At 72.6% G+C, this 20,027-nt stretch carries 9 protein-coding genes; 2 read left to right on the forward strand and 7 right to left on the reverse strand.

What is annotated here, in order from left to right; all coding sequences use genetic code 11:
- Window positions 1-152: 152 nt before the first annotated feature.
- The 4 genes from glgB to ACGF12_RS20400 all read right to left on the reverse strand — a co-directional run bounded on the left by glgB (window position 153) and on the right by ACGF12_RS20400 (window position 8,053).
- Window positions 153-2,384: a 1,4-alpha-glucan branching enzyme gene (glgB, locus tag ACGF12_RS20385; RefSeq protein WP_393031662.1), complete on the reverse strand. Its 2,232-nt coding sequence runs from the start codon at window positions 2,382-2,384 to the stop codon at window positions 153-155.
- Window positions 2,385-2,631: 247 nt separating this feature from the next.
- A complete protein-coding gene (locus tag ACGF12_RS20390) occupies window positions 2,632-4,122 on the reverse strand; it encodes a maltokinase (RefSeq protein WP_393031665.1) in 1,491 nt (496 codons plus the stop codon).
- 254 nt (window positions 4,123-4,376) lie between these two features.
- Window positions 4,377-6,101, reverse strand: a complete 1,725-nt coding sequence (gene treS, locus ACGF12_RS20395) for a maltose alpha-D-glucosyltransferase (RefSeq protein WP_380612473.1) — start codon at window positions 6,099-6,101, stop codon at window positions 4,377-4,379.
- Window positions 6,098-8,053: an alpha-1,4-glucan--maltose-1-phosphate maltosyltransferase gene (locus tag ACGF12_RS20400; RefSeq protein WP_393031690.1), complete on the reverse strand. Its 1,956-nt coding sequence runs from the start codon at window positions 8,051-8,053 to the stop codon at window positions 6,098-6,100. Before ACGF12_RS20400 ends, treS begins: the two co-directional genes overlap by 4 nt.
- Before the next feature lie 1,079 nt (window positions 8,054-9,132).
- Here ACGF12_RS20400 and glgP point away from each other — a divergent pair.
- Entirely contained in the window at window positions 9,133-11,937 is a 2,805-nt protein-coding gene (gene glgP, locus ACGF12_RS20405; RefSeq protein WP_393031668.1) for an alpha-glucan family phosphorylase, read from the forward strand.
- Between the two features lie 206 nt (window positions 11,938-12,143).
- Here glgP and ACGF12_RS20410 read toward each other — a convergent pair whose 3' ends face one another.
- Window positions 12,144-14,039, reverse strand: a complete 1,896-nt coding sequence (locus ACGF12_RS20410; protein WP_393031671.1) for an ABC transporter ATP-binding protein — start codon at window positions 14,037-14,039, stop codon at window positions 12,144-12,146.
- On the reverse strand, window positions 14,036-15,856 hold the full coding sequence (locus ACGF12_RS20415) for an ABC transporter ATP-binding protein (RefSeq protein ID WP_393031675.1): 1,821 nt from the start codon (window positions 15,854-15,856) through the stop codon (window positions 14,036-14,038). The genes ACGF12_RS20410 and ACGF12_RS20415 overlap by 4 nt, the downstream gene beginning before the upstream one ends.
- Before the next feature lie 233 nt (window positions 15,857-16,089).
- Between ACGF12_RS20415 and ACGF12_RS20420 the strand changes: the two genes are divergently transcribed.
- Window positions 16,090-17,517, forward strand: a complete 1,428-nt coding sequence (locus ACGF12_RS20420; RefSeq protein WP_393031678.1) for a family 2B encapsulin nanocompartment shell protein — start codon at window positions 16,090-16,092, stop codon at window positions 17,515-17,517.
- On the opposite strand, the gene glgX is transcribed toward ACGF12_RS20420, so the two are convergent.
- Complete coding sequence (glgX, locus tag ACGF12_RS20425; RefSeq protein WP_393031681.1) at window positions 17,518-19,728, reverse strand: glycogen debranching protein GlgX; 2,211 nt, start codon at window positions 19,726-19,728, stop codon at window positions 17,518-17,520.
- Window positions 19,729-20,027: the final 299 nt, after the last annotated feature.

Here is a 20,027-nt window from a genome sequence, read left to right on the forward strand (position 1 = left end):
TGGATGTCTCCGTCCCGTCGTCTCGGAAGGTGGTCATCTCGACCATACCTTCGCACCCCGAACAGCCGTCCGCGAGCAGAGGGCGCCCCGGGCGGCAAGGGACGAAGGTCACCTCCGGGCGCCCGCGGGAGGGGCGCCCGGAGGGACGGGGATCAGCGTGCCGGGCGGAGCCAGACGGTGGCGAGCGGGGGGAGGATCAGCTCGGCCGAGCGGGGCTGGCCGTTCCACTCGACCGGCTCGGCCTTGACCGGGTGGGAGTTGCCGACGCCGCCGCCGCCGTAGGTCTCGGCGTCGGTGTTCAGCACCTCCTCCCAGAGCTGCTCGCGGCCGTCCAGGGCGGGCAGGCCGACCCGGTGGCCGTGCCGGACGACGGGGGAGAAGTTGCAGACGGCGACCAGCGGGGTGCCGTCGGCGGCGAAGCGGACGAAGGAGAGCAGGTTGTCCTCGGCGGCGCCGCCGTCCAGCCAGCGGAAGCCGTCCGGGGTGGTGTCGAGCTCCCAGAGGGCGGGGGTGTCCCGGTAGATCCGGTTGAGGTCGCGGACCAGGCGGCGCGCGCCCAGGTGCTCCCGATGCGCCGGCCACTTCTCGTCGAGCACCCACCACTGCGGGCCCTGCTCGTGGTGCCATTCCGCGCCCTGGGCGAACTCCTGCCCCATGAACAGCAGTTGCTTGCCCGGGTGGGACCACATGAAGCCCAGGTAGGCGCGGTGGTTGGCGCGCTGCTGCCACCAGTCGCCGGGCATCTTGGAGACCAGGGCCTGCTTGCCGTGGACGACCTCGTCGTGCGAGATCGGCAGGATGTAGTTCTCGGAGTAGGCGTACACCATCGAGAAGGTGATCTCGTTGTGGTGGTACTTGCGGTGCACCGGCTCCTTGGACATGTAGACCAGCGAGTCGTGCATCCAGCCCATGTTCCACTTCAGTCCGAAGCCGAGGCCGCCGGCGTCGGTGGGCCGGGTGACGCCGTCCCAGGCGGTGGACTCCTCGGCGACGGTGAGTACGCCGGGGCAGCGGCGGTAGACGGTCGCGTTCATCTCCTGGAGGAACGCGGCCGCGTCCAGGTTCTCCCGGCCGCCGTACTGGTTGGGCGTCCAGTCGCCGCCCTCGCGGGAGTAGTCGAGGTAGAGCATCGAGGCGACCGCGTCCACCCGCAGGCCGTCGACGTGGAACTCCTCGCACCAGTAGACGGCGTTGGCGACCAGGAAGTTGCGCACCTCCTTGCGGCCGTAGTCGAACTCCAGCGTCCCCCAGTCCGGGTGCTCGGCGCGCAGCGGGTCGGCCGGCTCGTACAGTGGCTCGCCGTCGAAGCGGGCGAGCGCGAAGTCGTCCTTGGGGAAGTGCGCGGGCACCCAGTCGACGATCACGCCGATGCCGTGGCGGTGCAGGGTGTCCACCAGGTACCGGAAGTCGTCGGGGCCGCCGAGCCGGGCGGTGGGGGCGTAGTAGCCGGAGACCTGGTAGCCCCAGGAGCCGCCGAAGGGGTGCTCCATCACCGGCATGAACTCCACGTGGGTGAAGTTCAACTCCTTGACGTAGCGCGGCAGTTCGTCGGCGATCTCGCGGTAGGTGGTGAGCTCGGGCCGCCAGGAGGCCAGGTGCAGCTCGTACACCGACATCGGCGCGCGGTGGTGCGCGGCGCGGGCCCGGCGGGCCATCCACTCGCCGTCCTGCCACGCGTACGAGGAGGAGGTGACCACCGAGGCGGTGCCGGGCGGGCACTGGGCGGCCCGGGCCAGCGGGTCGGCCTTGTCGAGCACCCAGCCCTGCCGGGTGTGGATCTCGTACTTGTACGTGGTGCCCTCGGCGAGGCCGGGGACGAACAGCTCCCAGATCCCGGAGGAGCCGAGCGAGCGCATCGGGTGGCCGGTGCCGTCCCAGTGGTTGAAGTCGCCGATCAGCCGGACCCCGGCGGCGTTCGGCGCCCAGACCGCGAAGGCGGTGCCGGGGACGCCGCCGACGGTGCGCACGTGCGAGCCGAGCGCCTGCCACAGCTGCTCGTGCCGGCCCTCGGAGATCAGGTGCAGGTCGAGCTCGCCGAGGGTGGGCGGGGTGCGGTAGCCGTCGTGCTGGCGCAGCGGCTCGCCGCCGGGGTAGGTCACCAGCAGGGTGCAGTCCGGGAGTTCGCGGCCCGTCAGCAGCCCGGTGAACAACCCGCCCTGCTGGTGGGTGAGTTCGGCCGGGCCCTGGGCGGTCTCCACCACCACCCGCTCGGCGAACGGGCGCAGCACCCGGATCGCGGTCCCGCCGTGCACCGGGTGCGCGCCGAGCAGCGCGTGCGGGTCGTGGTGCTGCCCGCCCACCAACCGCTCCACCTCGGCCGGCGGCAGCGGCGCCTCGGGGAGGCGCAGGGCGCCCGTCGGAAGGTCTGTCGGAGGATCCGGCACGAGGGGGGCCTCGGGTGGTGTGGCTCGCCCGCTCGCCTCCGGGCGCTCTGATCCGGCGCCGACGCTCTTCGCGCCGGCGCGCCCTTCGGCTCGGGGCGGGGCGGAGGCCCGGGCCGAGAAGGTGGCCGGAACGGGGCGGGTGGGGCGGCCGGTCGGGTCGGGCGGCGTCACGGCGTGGTCCTCCTGCGGCGGGGGGTGGGCGTACGGCGGGGCTGGGTGGACTTCGGGCGGGACGGGGAGGGCGGGGTCAGACGGAGAGGGCGAGCCGGTTGATCGCGGCCAGTGGGATCGGCAGCCAGCTGGGCCGGTGCCGGGCCTCGTACACCACCTCGTACACCGCCTTGTCGATCTCCAGCGCTCGCATCAGCTCCGGCGAGGCGGCCGGGTCGGCGCCGCCCCCGGCGGTGTAGCCGGCGCAGAAGGCGGTGCGGTTGCGCTGGGCCCAGGCGGCGGCGAGGTGGGCCAGCTCCGGGTCGACCGGGCCGCCGGCCAGCAGGTGGGCGGCCGCGTAGTCGAAGGAGCGCAGCATCGCGGCGACGTCGCGCAGGGCGGGCTGCGGCTCGCGGCGCTCGTTGACGGACTTGGCCGGTTCGCCCTCGAAGTCCAGCAGCACCCAGCCGTGCGGGGTGCGCATGGCCTGCCCGAGGTGCAGGTCGCCGTGGATGCGCTGGACCGGCAGGCCGTCCGGGTGGGCGTCGGCGAGTTGCTGGAAGGCGGTGCGCAGGGCGGCCCGGAAGCGCAGCAGTCCGGGGACGGCGGCGACGGCGCTGTCCAGCCGGTCGGCCATCGCGGTGGCGAGCCGTCCGGTCTGGGTGCGGTCGAGCCGGGCGACCGGCATCGAGCGGGCCAGCACCCGGTGCACCTCGGCGGTGGCCCGGCCGAGCCGGTGGGCCTCGATGGCGAAGTTGCCGGGGGAGCGGTCGCCCTTGAGCCGGCCGACCTGGTCGAGGGCGAGTTCCCAGCCGTCCTCGGCGTCCGGCAGGTAGCGCTGCAGCAGCCCGAGGGTGGCGGGCTCGGCGCGTTCCATCCGGCTCTCGAACCAGGCGGCGACCCGGGGGATGCGGGTGGAGCCGGCTCGGGAGAGCGCGAGCGAGAGCTCCAGGTCGGGGTTGGTGCCGGGGTGGATGCGGCGGAACAGCTTGAGGATGTAGGAGGTGCCGTAGATGACCGAGCTGTTGGACTGCTCGGCGGTGGAGGCGCGGCCGGGGATGTTGGTGGGCAGTCCGGAGCCGGGGGTGCGGCGGAAGGACAGCGAGCCGAAGCGGTCGCCGGTGGCGAGGTGTTCCAGCAGGCGGCCGGTGAGCTCGGGGTCGTGCACCGCGTCGTAGAGGGCGGCGCCGTCGTACGGGCCCTGGCTCAGCCGGCCGAGTACCGCGCTGGGCTCGATACCCGCGGGGCCCTGCGAGCGGATGCCGAGCAGGAGTTGGTAGATGTCGCCGTGCGGGGCGCCGACCGTGGTGGCGTGTTCGACCCGCAGCAGCAGGTGCAGCAGCGCCGGGTCGCCGACCTGGAGCGGGGTTCCGACCACCGGGGTGAGCCCGGTGATGGGCCGTCCCTTCCCGGCGTACCAGCGCTGGGTGGGGAGCCACTCGGCGATCAGCGGCAGGGCCGCCTGGACGAGCTCGCTGACCCCCAGGGCGGTTCTCCGGGGCCCGGTGCCCCGCACGCCCGCCGGCGCGGCGGAACCGGCCGGGGCGTCGTGCTGCACATGGGCTTGAGAACGGGAGGTTTCGGACATGACTCCCTTTCCCCGGAAGGACGCGGACTGCCCGACGGGTCGTGGCCGGGTCCGTCAGTCTTCCGGATTTCGGCGGCGCGGCGGTCGCGGCACGCGAGCACGGCTCGGGTGTCACGCCTTCGTGTGGGTGGCCGTTGGGCTGTTCTCCGTACGCGGTGGTGCAGAGAACTCCGGGGGCGCGGGGGTTCAACTCGCGCCCCCGGAGGGTCAGGTGGTGCTGTGCGGACCGGGGTGCCGTGGAGCGCGGCGGATCGTTACTTCGGCCGCCTGGTCCCGCTCAGGCGCGGGGGCTGCCGGAGCTGGAACCAGTAGAAGCCGTGCCCGGCCAGCGTGAGCAGGTAGGGCCACTCGCCGATCGACGGGAAGCGCACCCCGCCGATCAGCTCGACCGGGTACCGCCCGCCGTACTGCCGCAGGTCCAGCTCGGTCGGCTGCGCGAACCGCGAGAAGTTGTTCACGCACATGACCAGGTCCCCCTCGTACTCGCGCACGAAGGCCAGTACGGCGGGGTTGCTGGACGGCAGTTCGGTGTAGGTGCCGAGGCCGAACGCCGGATTGAGCTTGCGGATCTCGATCATGCGACGCGTCCAGTGCAGCAGCGAACTCGAACTGCTCTGCTGCGCCTCGACGTTGGTCACCTGGTAGCCGTACACCGGGTCCATGATGGGCGGCAGACTGAGCCTGCCCGGGTCGGCCGAGGAGAAACCCGCGTTGCGGTCCGGGGTCCACTGCATCGGCGTGCGCACGCCGTCCCGGTCGCCCAGCCAGATGTTGTCGCCCATGCCGATCTCGTCCCCGTAGTAGAGCACCGGCGAGCCGGGCAGGGAGAGCAGCAGGGCGGTGAACAGCTCGATCTGGTTGCGGTCGTTCTCCAGCAGCGGGGCGAGCCGGCGGCGGATGCCCACGTTGGCGCGCATCCGGGGGTCCTTGGCGTACTCCGCGTACATGTAGTCGCGCTCCTCGTCGGTGACCATCTCCAGGGTCAGCTCGTCGTGGTTGCGCAGGAAGATGCCCCACTGGCAGCCGGCGGGGATCTGCGGGGTCTTGGCGAGGATCTCGGACACCGGGTAGCGGGACTCCCGGCGCACCGCCATGAAGATCCGCGGCATCACCGGGAAGTGGAAGGCCATGTGGCACTCGTCGCCGCCCCCGGTGAAGTCGCCGAAGTAGTCGACCACGTCCTCCGGCCACTGGTTGGCCTCGGCGAGCAGCACGGTGTCCGGGTAGTCGGCGTCGATCTCCTTGCGGACCCGCCTGAGGAACTCGTGGGTCTCCGGCAGGTTCTCGCAGTTGGTGCCCTCGCGGGCGAACAGGTACGGCACCGCGTCCAGCCGGAAGCCGTCGATGCCGAGGTCCAGCCAGAACCGCAGCCCGGCGACCATCTCGTCCTGGACCCGGGGGTTGTCGTAGTTGAGGTCCGGCTGGTGCGAGAAGAACCGGTGCCAGTAGTACTGCTTGCGGACCGGGTCGTAGGTCCAGTTGGAGGTCTCGGTGTCGACGAAGATGATCCGGGCGTCCGGGTACTGCTTGTCGTCGTCGGCCCACATGTAGAAGTCGCCGTACGGCCCGTCCGGGTCCGCGCGGGAGGCCTGGAACCACGGATGCTGGTCGCTGGTGTGGTTCATGACGAAGTCGATGATCACGCGCATGCCGCGGGCGTGCGCGGCGTCGACGAACTCCATGAAGTCGGCGACGTCGCCGAACTCCGGCAGCACCGACTTGTAGTCGGCCACGTCGTACCCGCCGTCGCGCAGCGGCGAGGCGAAGAACGGCGGGAGCCAGAGGCAGTCGATGCCGAGCCACTGGAGGTAGTCGAGCCTGGCCGTGAGCCCCTTGAGGTCCCCGACCCCGTCGCCGTTACTGTCCTGGAAGGACCGCACCAGCACCTCGTAGAAGACCGCACGCTTGAACCACTCGGGGTCCAGGTTCTTCTTCGAGGTCTCGGGGAAGGTGTCGGGGACGGGCTCGTTCACTGTCACGCTGGGTTCCTCCGAACCGTGAGGAGGTGAGCCGGCTCGGCTGAGGGATCGAGCCGGACGTAGTTGTGCCGGCCCCAGGTGTAGACGGCGCCGGTGAGCTCGTCGTGCACCGCGAACGGGCCGTCGCCGTCGAGGGTGACGGTGGCCTCCTGGACGTGGTGCGGGTCGAGGTTGACCACCGTGATCACCTGGTCGGTCAGGCCCTCGGGGGTGGTCGCGGTCTTGGAGTAGGCGAGCACCTGCTCGTTGTCGGTGTGGTGGAAGCGCAGGTCGCGCAGCTGCTGCAGGGCGGGGTGGCGCCGGCGCAGCCGGTTCAGCACGGTGAGCAGCGGGGCGAGGGTGTCGGTGCGGTTCCAGTCGCGCGGGCGGAGCTCGTACTTCTCCGAGTGCAGGTATTCCTCGGAGCCCGGGTGGGCCGGCTCGTTCTCGTACAGCTCGTAGCCGGCGTAGACGCCGTAGCTGGGGGAGAGGGTGGCGGCGAGCACCGCGCGGATCGCGAAGGCGGCGCGGCCGCCGTGCTGGAGGAAGGCGTGCAGGATGTCCGGGGTGTTGGGGAAGAAGTTGGGGCGCATGTAGGCAGCCGCGTCACCGGTGAGTTCGGTGAGGTACTCGGTGAGTTCGGTCTTGGTGTTGCGCCAGGTGAAGTACGTGTACGACTGGTGGAAACCGATCTTTGCGAGGGTGTGCATCATCGCCGGGCGGGTGAAGGCCTCTGCCAGGAACACGACATCCGGGTCGGTGCGGGCGATGTCGCCGAGCACCGTCTCCCAGAACACCACCGGCTTGGTGTGGGGGTTGTCGACCCGGAAGATCCGGACGCCGTGGGACATCCAGAACCGGAGGGTTCGAATGGTTTCCTTGACGATTCCATCCATGTCCTGATCGAAGTTGATCGGATAGATGTCCTGATACTTCTTCGGGGGGTTCTCGGCGTACGCGATGGTGCCGTCCGCGCGGTGGCTGAACCATTCCGGGTGCTTGTTCACCCACGGGTGGTCGGGGGAGCACTGGAGGGCGAAGTCCAGCGCCACCTCCAGGTGCAGGGCCTGGGCCTCGGCGACGAAGTGGTCGAAGTCCTCGATGGTGCCGAGGTCCGGGTGGACCGCGTCGTGGCCGCCCTCGGGGGAGCCGATCGCCCAGGGCGAGCCGACGTCGTGCGGACCGGCCGTCAGGGTGTTGTCCGGGCCCTTGCGGAAGGCTCGCCCGATCGGGTGCACCGGCGGCAGGTAGACCACGTCGAAGTCCATCGCGGCCACCGCCGGCAGCCGCTCGGCGGCGCTGCGCAGGGTGCCCGACAGCGGCGGCTCGACCCCGTTGGGGTCCACCACCGCACCCTCCGAACGGGGGAAGAACTCGTACCAGGAGCCGAACAGCGCGCGCTCGCGGTCCACCTGGAGCGGCAGCGGCCGGGAGGCGGTGAGCAGCTCGCGCAGCGGGTAGCGGGCCAGCAGCTCCAGCACCTCGGGGGCGAGCGCGGCGGCCAGCCGGGACAGCGGCGGCAGCCCCGGGTCGCGCAGCGCGTCGGCGGCGGCCAGCACGTGTGCCCGGCCCTCCTTCTTCGGGACCCCGGCCGCGGCCTGCTCCAGCAGCCGGGCGCCCTCCTCCAGCACCAGCGCGGTGTCGATCCCGGCCGGCAGCTTGATCGAGGCGGTCTTGCGCCAGGTGGCGATCGGGTCGCTCCACGCCTCCACCAGGTACGACCAGCGGCCGGGCGCGGTCGGGGTGACGTACGCGCCCCAGCGGTCGGTGCCCTCGGCGAGCTCGCGCATCGGCGTCCACGGGCCGCTGCGGCCGCGCGGGTCGCGCAGCACCACGTTGGCGTTGACGGCGTCGTGGCCCTCGCGGAAGACGGTCGCGGTGACCGCGAAGGTCTCGCCGACGACGGCCTTGGCCGGGCGGCGGCCGGCGTCGACGGTGGGGCTGACGTCCAGGACGGGGATGCGGCCGATCACGGTGTCGCTCTCTGTCGTCTTGCGGGCGGAGGGCTTGGTGGCGGTCTTGGTCGTGCTCTTGGCGGGGCTCTTGGCCGTGCCCTTCGCGCCGCTCCTGCGGGCAGGGGCGGTCGCGGCGGCAGCGGTCGAGGCGCCGGCCTCGGGGTCGGCGGCCGGGCGGGTGGTGGCCGTCGCGGCGGCGGTGCGGCGCGTGGTGGTGGTGCGCCTGCGCGGTGCCGCGGTCCGGCCCTCCTCGACCCCGGGTTGTCGGGCCGCTGCGGAGGGCTGTGCTGTGGAGGCCGGGGCTTCGGAGGATTCGGTACGGTCCGCCCCGGACACCCTCGGCGACGGCATCGCCGGGTCTGTCCGAGTGTCAGAATCCATCCGCGCGGCGGATTCCGCGACCGCTGCGTCGAGGGTTTCGGCCACCGGTGTGGACTGGTCCCGCGTGTCGCCGTGCATGCCAAACTCCTGCCCGAGATCGGCGGCAGCTCCCGCGGGCCGGGGGTCGGGCCAGGGGAGTGCCGGGAGGACTGCTGGGGTGGGGAGGACGTGCGACCGGAGCCTGCCCGCGCCGCTGTCCCCGGCAACCTGCCCGGCGCCCGCCGTGGCGGTGGCTGGACACCCCGGAGCCCGCGCGTGTCCCGGCGCACGCCTCCGGGGGGCACGCCCCTGGCGGCTCGGTCGACCCGTGAACGAGCGGACCGGTGTGGAGGACACGCGCCGGTGCGCGGCGCGCGCCGAACGGGCTAAGGGAGAACGGGAACGATCAACGCGAAAAGGATTCGGACGTGCTGCTTCACGGTGACGGGAGGCGTCCCCGCAGCATCTACGACCTTCGGTCATCCTCGCACCGGGGACAAGGTTTTCGCAGCGGTACGACAGTAGTTTCGGGCTTTGTCCGGAGTGGATGAGCATCCGGAAATGGATCCGTTCCGCAGAGTTCATGCATTGGTAGCGCGACGCCTCAGAATGCGCGCCTCGCGCGCCCCCCGTGCAGACCAATGCGCCGAATGCGATCTCATCAATAGGCCGAACGGATGCCCAATAGCCCACTTGAGCCACTGTCATGGCGGCCTTGAAGGCTACGCTTCACGCCTGTGAAGGCAATCCGCAGATTCACCGTCCGCACCGTCCTGCCCGAACAACTCCAGCCGTTGCACGAGCTGGCCCTCAACCTGCGCTGGTCCTGGCATCCCGAGACCAGGGACCTCTTCCGGTCCGTGGACCCGGAGGTCTGGGCCGCGACCGGCGAGGACCCGGTGCGGCTGCTCGGGGAGGTCCCGGCCGCCCGGCTCGCCGCGCTCGCCGCCGACCGGCGGTTCCTGCGCAGACTCGGCGACCTCGCCGACGACCTGCGCGAGTACCTCACCGGGCCGCGCTGGTACCAGACCCAGCTGGAGACCGGGGCCACCCCGCCGCCCGCGGCGATCGCCTACTTCTCGCCCGAGTACGGCATCGCCGCCACACTGCCCCAGTACTCCGGCGGCCTCGGAATCCTGGCCGGCGACCACCTCAAGGCGGCCAGCGACCTCGGCGTGCCGATCATCGGCGTCGGGCTGTTCTACCGGCACGGCTACTTCCGCCAGTCGCTCAACCGGGACGGCTGGCAGCAGGAGCGCTACCCGCTGCTGGACCCGGACGAGCTCGCCGTCAGCCTGCTCCGCGAGCCCGACGGCACCTCCTGTCGGGTCGACCTCGCCCTGCCCGGCGGCCGCACCCTGGCCGCCCACGTCTGGAAGGCCGAGGTCGGGCGGGTCCCGCTGCTGCTGCTCGACTCCGACATCGAGGCCAACTCACCAGCCGAACGGGACGTCACCGACCGGCTCTACGGCGGCGGCAGCGAGCACCGGCTGCTCCAGGAGATGCTGCTCGGCATCGGCGGCGTCCGGGCCGTGCGCGCCTACTGCCGGCTCACCGGGCACCCCGCCCCCGAGGTCTTCCACACCAACGAGGGCCACGCCGGGTTCCTCGGCGTCGAACGGATCCGCGAACTGGTCGCCGCCGGCCCAGCCGAAACCGACACCGCGGGCCTGGACTTCGCCGCCGCCCTGGAGTCCGTCCGGGCCGGCACCCTGTTCACCACCCACACCCCCGTCCCGGCCGGCATCGACCGCTTCGACCGCGAGCTGGTCGCCCGCCACTTCGGCGGCGACGTCGCGCTGCCCGGCGTCCCGGTCGAGTCGGTGCTCGGGCTCGGCGCCGAGACCTGGTACGGCGGGGACCCGAAGCTGTTCAACATGGCCGCCATGGGCCTGCGGCTCGCCCAGCGCGCCAACGGGGTCTCCACCCTGCACGGCGAGGTCAGCCGCTCGATGTTCAACGGCCTCTGGCCCGGCTTCGACCCCGCCGAGGTGCCGATCACCTCGGTCACCAACGGCGTCCACGCCGCCACCTGGATCGACCCGGCGGTGGTCCGCCTCGGCGCCGCCGAGATCGGCGCCGACCGCGCCGAGGAGGCGATGACCACCGGCGAGACCCAGCGCTGGACCGGCCTGGAGCGGATCGGCAACACCGAGATCTGGGACCTGCGCCGCAGCCTGCGGGCCCAGCTGGTGGACGAGGCCCGCCGCCGGCTGCGCGCCTCCTGGCGCCAGCGCGGGGCCGGCGAGGCCGAGCTCGGCTGGGTCTCCTCGGTGCTCGACCCCGACGTGCTCACCATCGGCTTCGCCCGCCGGGTGCCCTCGTACAAGCGGCTCACCCTGATGCTGCGCGACCCGGACCGGCTGCGCGGCCTGCTGCTGCACCCCACCCGGCCGGTGCAGATCGTGGTGGCCGGCAAGGCCCACCCGGCCGACGACGGCGGCAAGCGGCTGATCCAACAGATGGTCGCCTTCGCCGACGACCCGACGGTGCGGCACCGGATCGTCTTCCTGCCGGACTACGACATGGCGATGGCCCGGCGCCTCTACCCGGGCTGCGACGTCTGGCTGAACAACCCGCTGCGCCCGCTGGAGGCCTGCGGCACCTCCGGGATGAAGGCCGCGCTCAACGGCTGTCTCAACCTGTCCGTCCTGGACGGCTGGTGGGACGAGTGGTACGACGGCCAGAACGGCTGGGCGATCCCCACCGCCGACGAGGCAGCCGGCGTGCTCGACCCGGAGAGCAGCGAGGCCGAGCGGCGCGACGACATCGAGGCCGCCGCGCTGTACGACCTGATCGAGGAGCAGGTCGCCGGCCGGTTCTACGACCGGGGCACGGACGGGCTGCCGCACCGCTGGATCGCCATGGTCCGGCACACCTTGGTCACCCTCGGGCCCAAGGTGCTGGCCGGGCGGATGGTGCGCGAGTACGTCGAGCGGCTGTACGCCCCGGCGGCGCTGGCCGAGCGGGAGCTGAGGGTGGAGCTCCCGCCCCGAGCCGAAGGGTGCGCCGATGTCGAGAGCGAGGAGCGACAAGCGACCGACGGAGCAGGGAGCGCCGGAGCGTGGAGCGTCGGCACCGGGTCCGAGCGTCTGGAGGAGAGCGGGCGAGTCACAGCCGCCCGTGAGCTGGCGCTGTGGAAGGCGAAGGTCCGGGACGGCTGGCCGGCCGTGCGGGTCGAGCACGTCGAGGCCGACTGCCCGGCCGAGGCCCAGGAGCTGGGCAGCTCGCTGGCGCTGCGGGTGCAGGTCGCGCTCGGGGCGCTGGAGCCGGGCGACGTCGAGGTGCAGGTGGTCTCCGGCCGGGTGGACGAGACCGACGGCATCTCGGACGCCTCGGTGCTCGCCCTCAAGCCGGTCGGCGGTCCGGACCTGGACGGCCGCACCCGCTACGAGGGCTCGCTGGAGCTCGGCCGCACCGGCCCGTTCGGTTACACCGTCCGGGTGCTGCCCGCCCACCCCCGGCTGGCCTCCCCGGCCGAGCTGGGGCTGGTCGCACTCCCGGCGGAGTCGGCGGGGATGGACGCGGGGCTGCTGCGCTGACACCCGAGGGCGCTGACACCGCCCGCTGCGGCTGCCGTCCGGGGTGCTACGGACGGCAGCCGTCCGCTTGCCCGGTGTGTCGGGCGAGGGGCGCGTGATGGTCATGACGCGAACCCTGCGGACGGCCGCCCTGGCCGCGTTCTCCGAGCCGGCGGCCCGGCCGGGTGCGTGACGGCGCACCCGGTCGGGCACAACTGTGGGGCCTCCTAGACGAGGCTGTCCCGCCAGGCCCGGTGGAGGGCGGCGAAGCGGCCGGAGCCGTCGATCAGGTCCTGCGGGGAGCCGTCCTCGACGATCCGGCCCTGGTCCATCACCAGGACGCGGTCGGCGATCTCCACCGTGGAGAGCCGGTGCGCGATGATCACCGCCGTCCGGCCGGCCAGCACGGTGCGCATCGCCCGCTGGACCGCCTGCTCGCCGGGGACGTCCAGGGAGCTGGTGGCCTCGTCCAGGATCAGCACGGCCGGGTCGGCCAGCAGGGCGCGGGCGAAGGCGACCAGCTGGCGCTGGCCGGCGGAGATCCGGCCGCCGCGCTTGCGCACGTCGGTGTCGAAGCCGTCCGGGAGCGCGGTGATGAACGCGTGGGCGCCGATGTCGCGGGCGGCCTGCTCGACCTCCGCGCGGGTGGCGCCGGGGCGGCCGATCGCGATGTTCTCCGCGACGGTGCCGGAGAACAGGAAGGACTCCTGGGTCACCATCACCACTGCGCGCCGCAGCTCGGGGGTGGCGAGGTCGCGCAGGTCCACCCCGTCCAGCCGGATCCGGCCGTCGGTGGGGTCGTAGAAGCGGGCCAGCAGCTTGGCAACCGTCGACTTGCCCGCGCCGGTCGCCCCGACCACCGCGACCGTCTGCCCGGCCGGGATCAGCAGGTCGAAGGGCGGCAGCACCTCCTTGCCGGTGCGGTAGGCGAAGCGGGTCCGCTCGAAGGACACCTCACGGGAGGTGACTCGCTCGCTTTCGGCACCGGCGCGCCCTTCGGCTCGGAGCGGGAGCCGTTTGGGCTCGGCCGGCTCGGCGACGGTCGGCTCGTGGGCCAACAGGCCGGCGATCTTCTCCAGCGCCGCGGCGGCGGCCTGGTAGCTGTTCAGGAACATCGCCAGCTGGTCGATCGGGTCGAACAGGCGGCGCAGGTAGAGCACGAAGGCGGTGAGCACGCCCAGCTCCAGCGCGTCGTCCACCACCAGGTAGGCCCCGAACAGCACGATGCCGGTGGTCCAGAGGTTGGCGGTGGCGCGGGAGAGGCCGACGTAGCGGGCGAGCTCCAGGAAGCCCTCCGCGTTGGCCGTGGAGGACTGCGAGTTGACCACGGCGAAGGCGGCGTCGTTGGTCTTCTCTCGACGGAAGGCCTGCACCGGGCGGATGCCGTTCATGGTCTCGGTGAAGCGCACGATCATCGAGGCCGCGGCGGTCCGTGAGCGGCGGTAGACCCGGCGGGAGCGGGTGCGGAAGGAGTGGGCGACCAGGGCCAGCGGCAGGAAGGCGAGCAGCGAGGCCAGGCCGAGCCGCCAGTCCAGCACCACCAGCAGCACCGAGATGTAGCAGACCGACAGGAAGACGGTCAGCAGTTCCTGGAGCCCTTCGGAGAGCAGCTCGCGCAGCGCGTCGATGTCACTGGTGGCGCGGGAGATGATCCGGCCCGAGGTGTAGCGCTCGTGGAAGTCCAGGCTGAGCCGCTGGGCGTGCCGGAAGATCCGGCCGCGCAGCTCCAGCAGGACGTCCTGGTTGACCCGGGCGCTGATCTTGATGAACGCCCACTGCAGCAGCGGGCTGAGCAGGGCGCAGCACAGGTAGCCGGCCACCACCGCGATCAGCGGGCCGGAGTCGTGCTCGCGCAGCGCCGGGATGCCGCGGTCCATCGCCACCGCGACCAGCAGCGGGCCGGACTGCAGCGCGGCCTGCTGGACCAGGATCACCACCATCGCGACGGCGATCCGGGCCCGGTGCGGGCCGAGCAGCGAGCGCAGCAGTGCCCTCGGCGCGCCGGGTGGGACGGGGATGTCCTCCTCGTCGGCCGGGGGCGGGGGCAGCTCCTCCTCGACCGGCCCGACCGGCTCGGCCGGTTCGGGCTGGGAGGGCTGGGCGGGCTGGACGATGGTGGTCATCGGGCGGGCTCCCTGTCCGAAACGAAGGGGCCGTCCGACCCGAGGGCGGCCTCGCCCGACATCAGTTCGCGGTAGTGCGCGCTGTCGCGCAGCAGTTCCTGGTGGGTGCCGACGGCTTCGATCCGGCCGTCCGCGAGCACCGCGACCCGGTCGGCGAGCAGTACGGTGCTCGGGCGGTGGGCGACCACCAGGGCGGTGGTGGAGCCGAGCACCTCGCGCAGCGCCCGTTCGACCAGGGCCTCGGTGTGCACGTCGAGGGCGGAGAGCGGGTCGTCCAGCACCAGGAAGGCCGGGCCGCCGACCACCGCGCGGGCCAGCGCGAGGCGCTGGCGCTGGCCGCCGGACAGGCTCAGGCCCTGCTCACCGACCTCGGTCTCCACCCCGGCCGGGAGCTGGTCGACGAAGCCTGCCTGGGCGGTGGCGAGGGCCGAGCGCAGCTGCCGCTCGTCCGCGCCGGGGGCGCCCATCAGCACGTTCTCCCGGACGGTGGCGGAGAACAGGGTGGGCTCCTCGAAGGCCACCGCGACCAGTTCGCGCAGCTTCTCCCGGGGTAGCTCGCGGATGTCCCGGCCGTCCAGGGTGATGGTGCCGGCGGTGGTCTCGTACAGCCGGGGGAGCAGCGCGGTGAGCGTGGTCTTGCCGCTGCCGGTCGTGCCGACCAGGGCCATCGTCTCGCCGCTGCGGACGTGCAGGTCGATGCCGGCCAGCAGGTCGGGGCTGTCGGCGGGGGCGTCGGGGTAGCGGAAGCGGACGCCGGTGAAGCGGATGCCGTCCGGGGCGCCGAGGCGGGTGGCGGTGCCCCGGTCCTCGGTCTCGGGTTCGTCCAGGACCTCGAAGAAGCGGTCGGTGGCGGTGGCGGCCTCGTTGGCGTAGGCGAGCAGCCAGCCGAGCGACTCGACCGGCCAGCGAAGCGCGAGCGCGGTGGAGAGGAAGGCGACCAGGGTGCCGGCGCTCAGCTCGTCGTGGGCGACCAGGTAGGCGCCGACGGCCAGGGCGCAGCCGAGGGCGATCTCCGGCAGGCCGACGATCACCGCCCACAGGTTGGCGAGCAGGTGGGCCTTGCGCAGTTCGGTGTGGCGCAGCCGGTGCGACTGTTCGCGGAAGTGCTCGGCCATCGAGCGGTGGCGGCCGAAGGCCTTGAGGATGCGGATGCCGAGGATGGACTCCTCGACCACGGTGGCGAGGTCGCCGTTCTGGTCCTGGGCGAGCCGGGCGGCGCCGGAGTAGCCGGACTCGAAGCGCCGGGTGAGCACGAACAGCGGCACGGAGGGCAGCAGGACGATCACGGCGAGCCGCCAGTCCTGGGTGAACATCAGCACCGTGCCGGCCAGGAACGTCACCGAGTTGACGACCAGGAACACCAGCGGGAAGGCCAGGAACAGCCGCATGGCGTTCATGTCGGTGGTGGCCCGGGAGAGCAGCTGGCCGGAGCCCCAGCGCTCGTGGAAGGAGACCGGCAGCCGCTGGAGCTTGGCGTAGAGGTCCCCGCGCATGGCGGCCTCCAGTCGGCCCAGCGGGCGGGAGAGGACCACCCGGCGGGTGTAGAACAGCGCGGCCTCGACCATGCCGAGGAGCAGCAGCAGGCCGACCGGCGGCCAGAGGCCGGCCAGGTCGTGGGAGGCGAGCGGGCCGTCGACGATTTGGCCGAGCACCATCGGGACGGCGAGGGTGCTGAGCATGGCGAGCGAGGCGGCCGACACCGAGACGGCGAGGCGGCCGCGCACGGCCCGGGCGTAGGGCCACAGGCGCAGCAGGGAGCGGACCGTGGAGCGGTGGCTCCCGGCCGCGGGGGCGTCGTCTTGTCGGTTCTCGGCCATCTCGGTGAGGGTAGGCAGAGAGCCCGTCACTTCTCATCCGGTTTTTCGCCCCTGTCGGTGGCACCCGGCGAGAACCGGCCATCCGGACGGGTGGGGCGCGAGCGGAGCTCGGGGCGTGCGATGCCGTTCGTGCAGGGAGTAGTGCGCCGCGCGCCTCTTGCGAGCCCCTGCCGATCGGCCGATGACATCTCCTGACGGATGTTCATTGGTGCGCGAGTGACAGGAGTGTGCAGATGACGGTCGAGACCGAAACCACCCCGGGCCCCGGCTCCGCAACCGTGCAGGTACGGGCCCAGCTCTCCCTCAGCACGACCGCCGCGCGGAACCTGGCGACGACGACCAAGTCGAAGCCGCAGATGCAGGCGATCAGCTCCCGCTGGCTGCTCAAGATGCTGCCGTGGGTGCAGGTCAGCGCGGGCACCTACCGGGTGAACCGCCGTCTGAGCTACGCCGCCGGGCGCGGCCGGGCGAGCTTCACCAAGACCGGTTCCGCGGTGGCGGTGATCGCCCCCTCGCTGGCCGAGCTGCCGGTGCTGCGCGGTTTCGAGGACCAGGAGGTGCTGGCCGAGCTGGCCCGCCGGTTCACCCAGCGGGACTTCGCGCCGGGCGACGTCCTGGTGCGGGAGGGGGCGCCGATCGAGGAGGTGTTCCTGGTCGCGCACGGCAAGGTCGACCTGATCGGCACCGGCAAGTACGGCGACCGGACCATGCTCGGCTCGCTCGCGGACGGCGACTGCATCGGCGACGAGGCGATCACCGACGGCGGCGGCACCTGGCCGTACACCGTGAAGACGGCCACCGCCGGGGTCGCGATGGCGCTGTCCTGGCCGGTGCTGCAGGAGCTGATCGGCCGCTCCGAGGCGCTGCGCGAGCAGCTGCTGGGCTTCGCCGCCGACGCCGCCCAGGCGCAGAACGCGCACGGCGAGGCGGAGATCGACCTCTCGGCGGGCCACGAGGGCGAGTACGAGCTGCCCACCGCCTTCGTGGACTACGAGCTGGAGCCGCGCGAGTACGAGCTGAGCGTCGCGCAGACCGTCCTCAAGGTCCACACCAGGGTCGCGGACCTCTACAACAAGCCGATGAACCAGACCGAGGAGCAGCTGCGGCTGACCATCGAGGCGCTGCGCGAGCGGCAGGAGCACGAGCTCGTCAACAACCCGGAGTTCGGCCTGCTCGGCAACGCCGACTTCGACCAGCGGATCCAGACCCTCGCCGGCGCGCCCACCCCGGACGACCTGGACGAGCTGCTCAGCATGCGCCGTGACACCGACTACCTGTTCGCCCACCCACGGGCGATCGCGGCCTTCGAGCGGGAGTGCAGCAAGCGCGGCGTCTACCCCGGCACGGTCGACGTCCTCGGCAAGCAGCGGCCGATCTGGCGCGGGGTGCCGATCTTCCCGTGCAACAAGATCCCGGTGACCGAGGACCAGACCACCTCCTTCATCGCGATGCGGGTCGGCGAGGACAACCAGGGCGTGGTCGGCCTCACCCAGGTCGGCATCCCGGACGAGGTCGAGCCCGGCCTGAACGTGCGCTTCATGGGCATCGACGAGAAGGCGATCGCCTCCTACCTGGTCAGTGCCTACTACTCGGCGGCGGTGCTGGTGCCGGACGCGATCGGCATCCTGGAGAACGTCGAGGTCGGTCACGCCCCGGCCTGATCACCCCACGTGGGCGGGCGCCCGCAGCAGCTGCAGCGAGCGCCCGCCCAGCACCACCGCGCCCCGCGGGTACGGCTCGCCCGTGCCCGCGGCCGCCGTGTCCACCACCGTCTCGTACGCGGCCTCCGGTGCCGCCCAGGGCTCCCCGGGCAGGGTGAACACCACCGGTTCGCGGCCCGCGTTGAGCAGCAGCAGGAAGCTGTCGTCCCCGGTCGGCCGGCCGGCGTCGTCCCGTTCGGACATCGCGCTGCCGGAGAGCAGCATGCCGAGGCAGGCGGTGGGGGCGAACCAGTCCGCCTCGGTCATCTCCTTGCCGAGCGGGGTGAACCAGGCGAGGTCCGGCTGACCGCCGGGGGCGGCGGCCCGGCCGGAGAAGAACGCCCGTTGGCGCAGCACCGGGTGGGCGCGGCGCAGCCGGATCAGCCGGGCGGTCAGGTCGCACAGCTCGCGCCAGCCGGGCTGCTCCAGCAGTGACCAGTCGAGCCAACTGACCTCGCCGTCCTGGCAGTAGGCGTTGTTGTTGCCGCCCTGGGTGCGGCCGAGTTCGTCCCCGGCGGTGATCATCGGGACGCCGGCGGAGAGCAGCACGGTGGCCGTCAGGTTGCGCAGTTGGCGCAGCCGCAGCGCGTTGACCGCGGGGTCGGCGGTCTCGCCCTCGACGCCGTGGTTCCAGGAGCGGTTGTCGTCGGTGCCGTCCCGGTTGGCCTCGCCGTTGGCCTCGTTGTGCTTGCGGTCGTAGGAGACGAGGTCCCGCAGGGTGAAACCGTCGTGCGCGGTCACGTAGTTGACGGAGGCGTACGGGCGGCGGCCGCCGCGCTGGTAGAGGTCGGAGGAGCCGGAGAGCCGGTAGCCGAGCTCGCGCACGTCCGGGCGGGCGCCGCGCCAGAAGTCCCGTACGGTGTCGCGGTACTTGTCGTTCCACTCGGCCCACAGCGGGGGGAAGCCGCCGACCTGGTAGCCGCCCGGGCCGACGTCCCAGGGCTCGGCGATCAGCTTCACCCGGCTGAGCACCGGGTCCTGGGAGACGGCGGCGAGGAAGGGGTGCTCCATGTCGACCCCGTCCGTGCCCCGGGCCAGGGCGGCCGCGAGGTCGAAGCGGAAGCCGTCCACGCCCATCTCGGTGACCCAGTAGCGCAGTGCGTCGGTGATCAGCCGGATCACCTGCGGGCGGCGGGTGTCCAGGGTGTTGCCGCAGCCGGTGTAGTCGGCGTAGCCGCGCGGGCGGTGCGGGGCGAGGCGGTAGTAGGCGGCGTTGTCGATGCCGCGCAGCGAGAGCGCCGGGCCGAGTTCGGCGCCCTCGGCGGTGTGGTTGAACACCACGTCGAGGATCACCTCGATCCCGGCGGCGTGCAGGGCGCGGACCATCCGCTTGAACTCGCCGACCTGGCCGCCGCGCGAGCCGGAGGAGGAGTAGCCGGCGTGCGGGGCGAAGTAGCCGATCGTGTTGTAGCCCCAGTAGTTGACCAGGCCGCGGGCCTGCAGGTGGTCCTCGCTGGCGTACTGGTGCACCGGCAGCAGCTCGACGGCGGTGACGCCGAGGCGGGTGAGGTGGGCGATCGCGGCGGGGTGGGCCAGGCCGGCGTAGGTGCCGCGCAGGTGGGGCGGGATGTCGGGGTGGCGCATGGTGAAGCCGCGGACGTGGAGCTCGTAGAGCACCGTCTCGGCCCACGGGGTCTTCGGGCGGTGGTCGTCGTACCAGTCGTCGTCATCGTGGACGACCACGGATCTGGGCACGTAGGGGGCGGAGTCGCGGTTGTCCCGGACGGTGTCGGCGACGTCGGCCTCCGGCCAGTTGCGGACGGCGGAGCAGGCGGCGTCGTGCGAGGTGTAACAGCCGTCGACGGCGCGGGCGTACGGGTCGAGCAGTAGTTTCGCCGGGTTCCAGCGCGCGCCGGTCCACGGGTCCCAGCGGCCGTGCACCCGGAAGCCGTAGCGGGCGCCGGGGCGTACGCCGGGCAGGAAGCCGTGCCAGATCTGGAAGTCCTGCTCGGTCAGGCGGTGCCGGCTCTCCCGGCCGTCCTCGTCGAACAGGCACAGGTCGACGGCCTCGGCGCCGGCCGCCCAGAGCGCGAAGTTGGTGCCCGCGCTGCCGAGTTGACCGGTCCGGAAGCGGGCGCCGAGTGGCTGCCAGCTGCCGGGCCACGGTGGTTCGGTCTGGCGCAGGCCGCCGCTCGGCCGTACCCCGGCTTCCAGCTCCTGCCCTGACGCCATGGCCGTCCCTCCCTGAACGGGGTGTCCCGGAACCCGTTCACCTTCTCTTTCCCGGATTGCGGGGGGAGGAAGCCGCTGAACGGGGGCTTACCGGCGGATGGCGGGGTGGGGGATGTCTGTTGGTGGGGGGCTTTCGGGAGGGTGGGTGGCCGGGGGCGGCTCCGGGGGTGGCCGCTCCGGGGCTGGGTGGGCGCGGGCGTGGGGGTGGGTTTCGGGGTGGGGGGGGGGGGGGGGGCCCCCCCCCCCCCCGGGGGGGGGGGCCGCCTGGGCCCCCCGGGGCGGCCCCCCGTTTTACCCGC

Origin of the sequence: Kitasatospora sp. NPDC048296 (assembly GCF_043201815.1) — a bacterium.
In the GTDB taxonomy this organism is placed as follows: Bacteria; Actinomycetota; Actinomycetes; order Streptomycetales; family Streptomycetaceae; genus Kitasatospora.

Excerpts from the sequence above, each read along its gene's own strand:
- ACGF12_RS20390 (WP_393031665.1), bottom strand. The coding sequence starts at position 4,122 with ATGTCCGAAACCTCCCGTTCTCAAGCCCATGTGCAGCACGACGCCCCG.
- ACGF12_RS20410 (WP_393031671.1), bottom strand. The coding sequence starts at position 14,039 with ATGACCACCATCGTCCAGCCCGCCCAGCCCTCCCAGCCCGAACCGGCC.
- ACGF12_RS20415 (WP_393031675.1), bottom strand. The coding sequence starts at position 15,856 with ATGGCCGAGAACCGACAAGACGACGCCCCCGCGGCCGGGAGCCACCGC.
- ACGF12_RS20420 (WP_393031678.1), top strand. The coding sequence starts at position 16,090 with ATGACGGTCGAGACCGAAACCACCCCGGGCCCCGGCTCCGCAACCGTG.
- glgX (WP_393031681.1), bottom strand. The coding sequence starts at position 19,728 with ATGGCGTCAGGGCAGGAGCTGGAAGCCGGGGTACGGCCGAGCGGCGGC.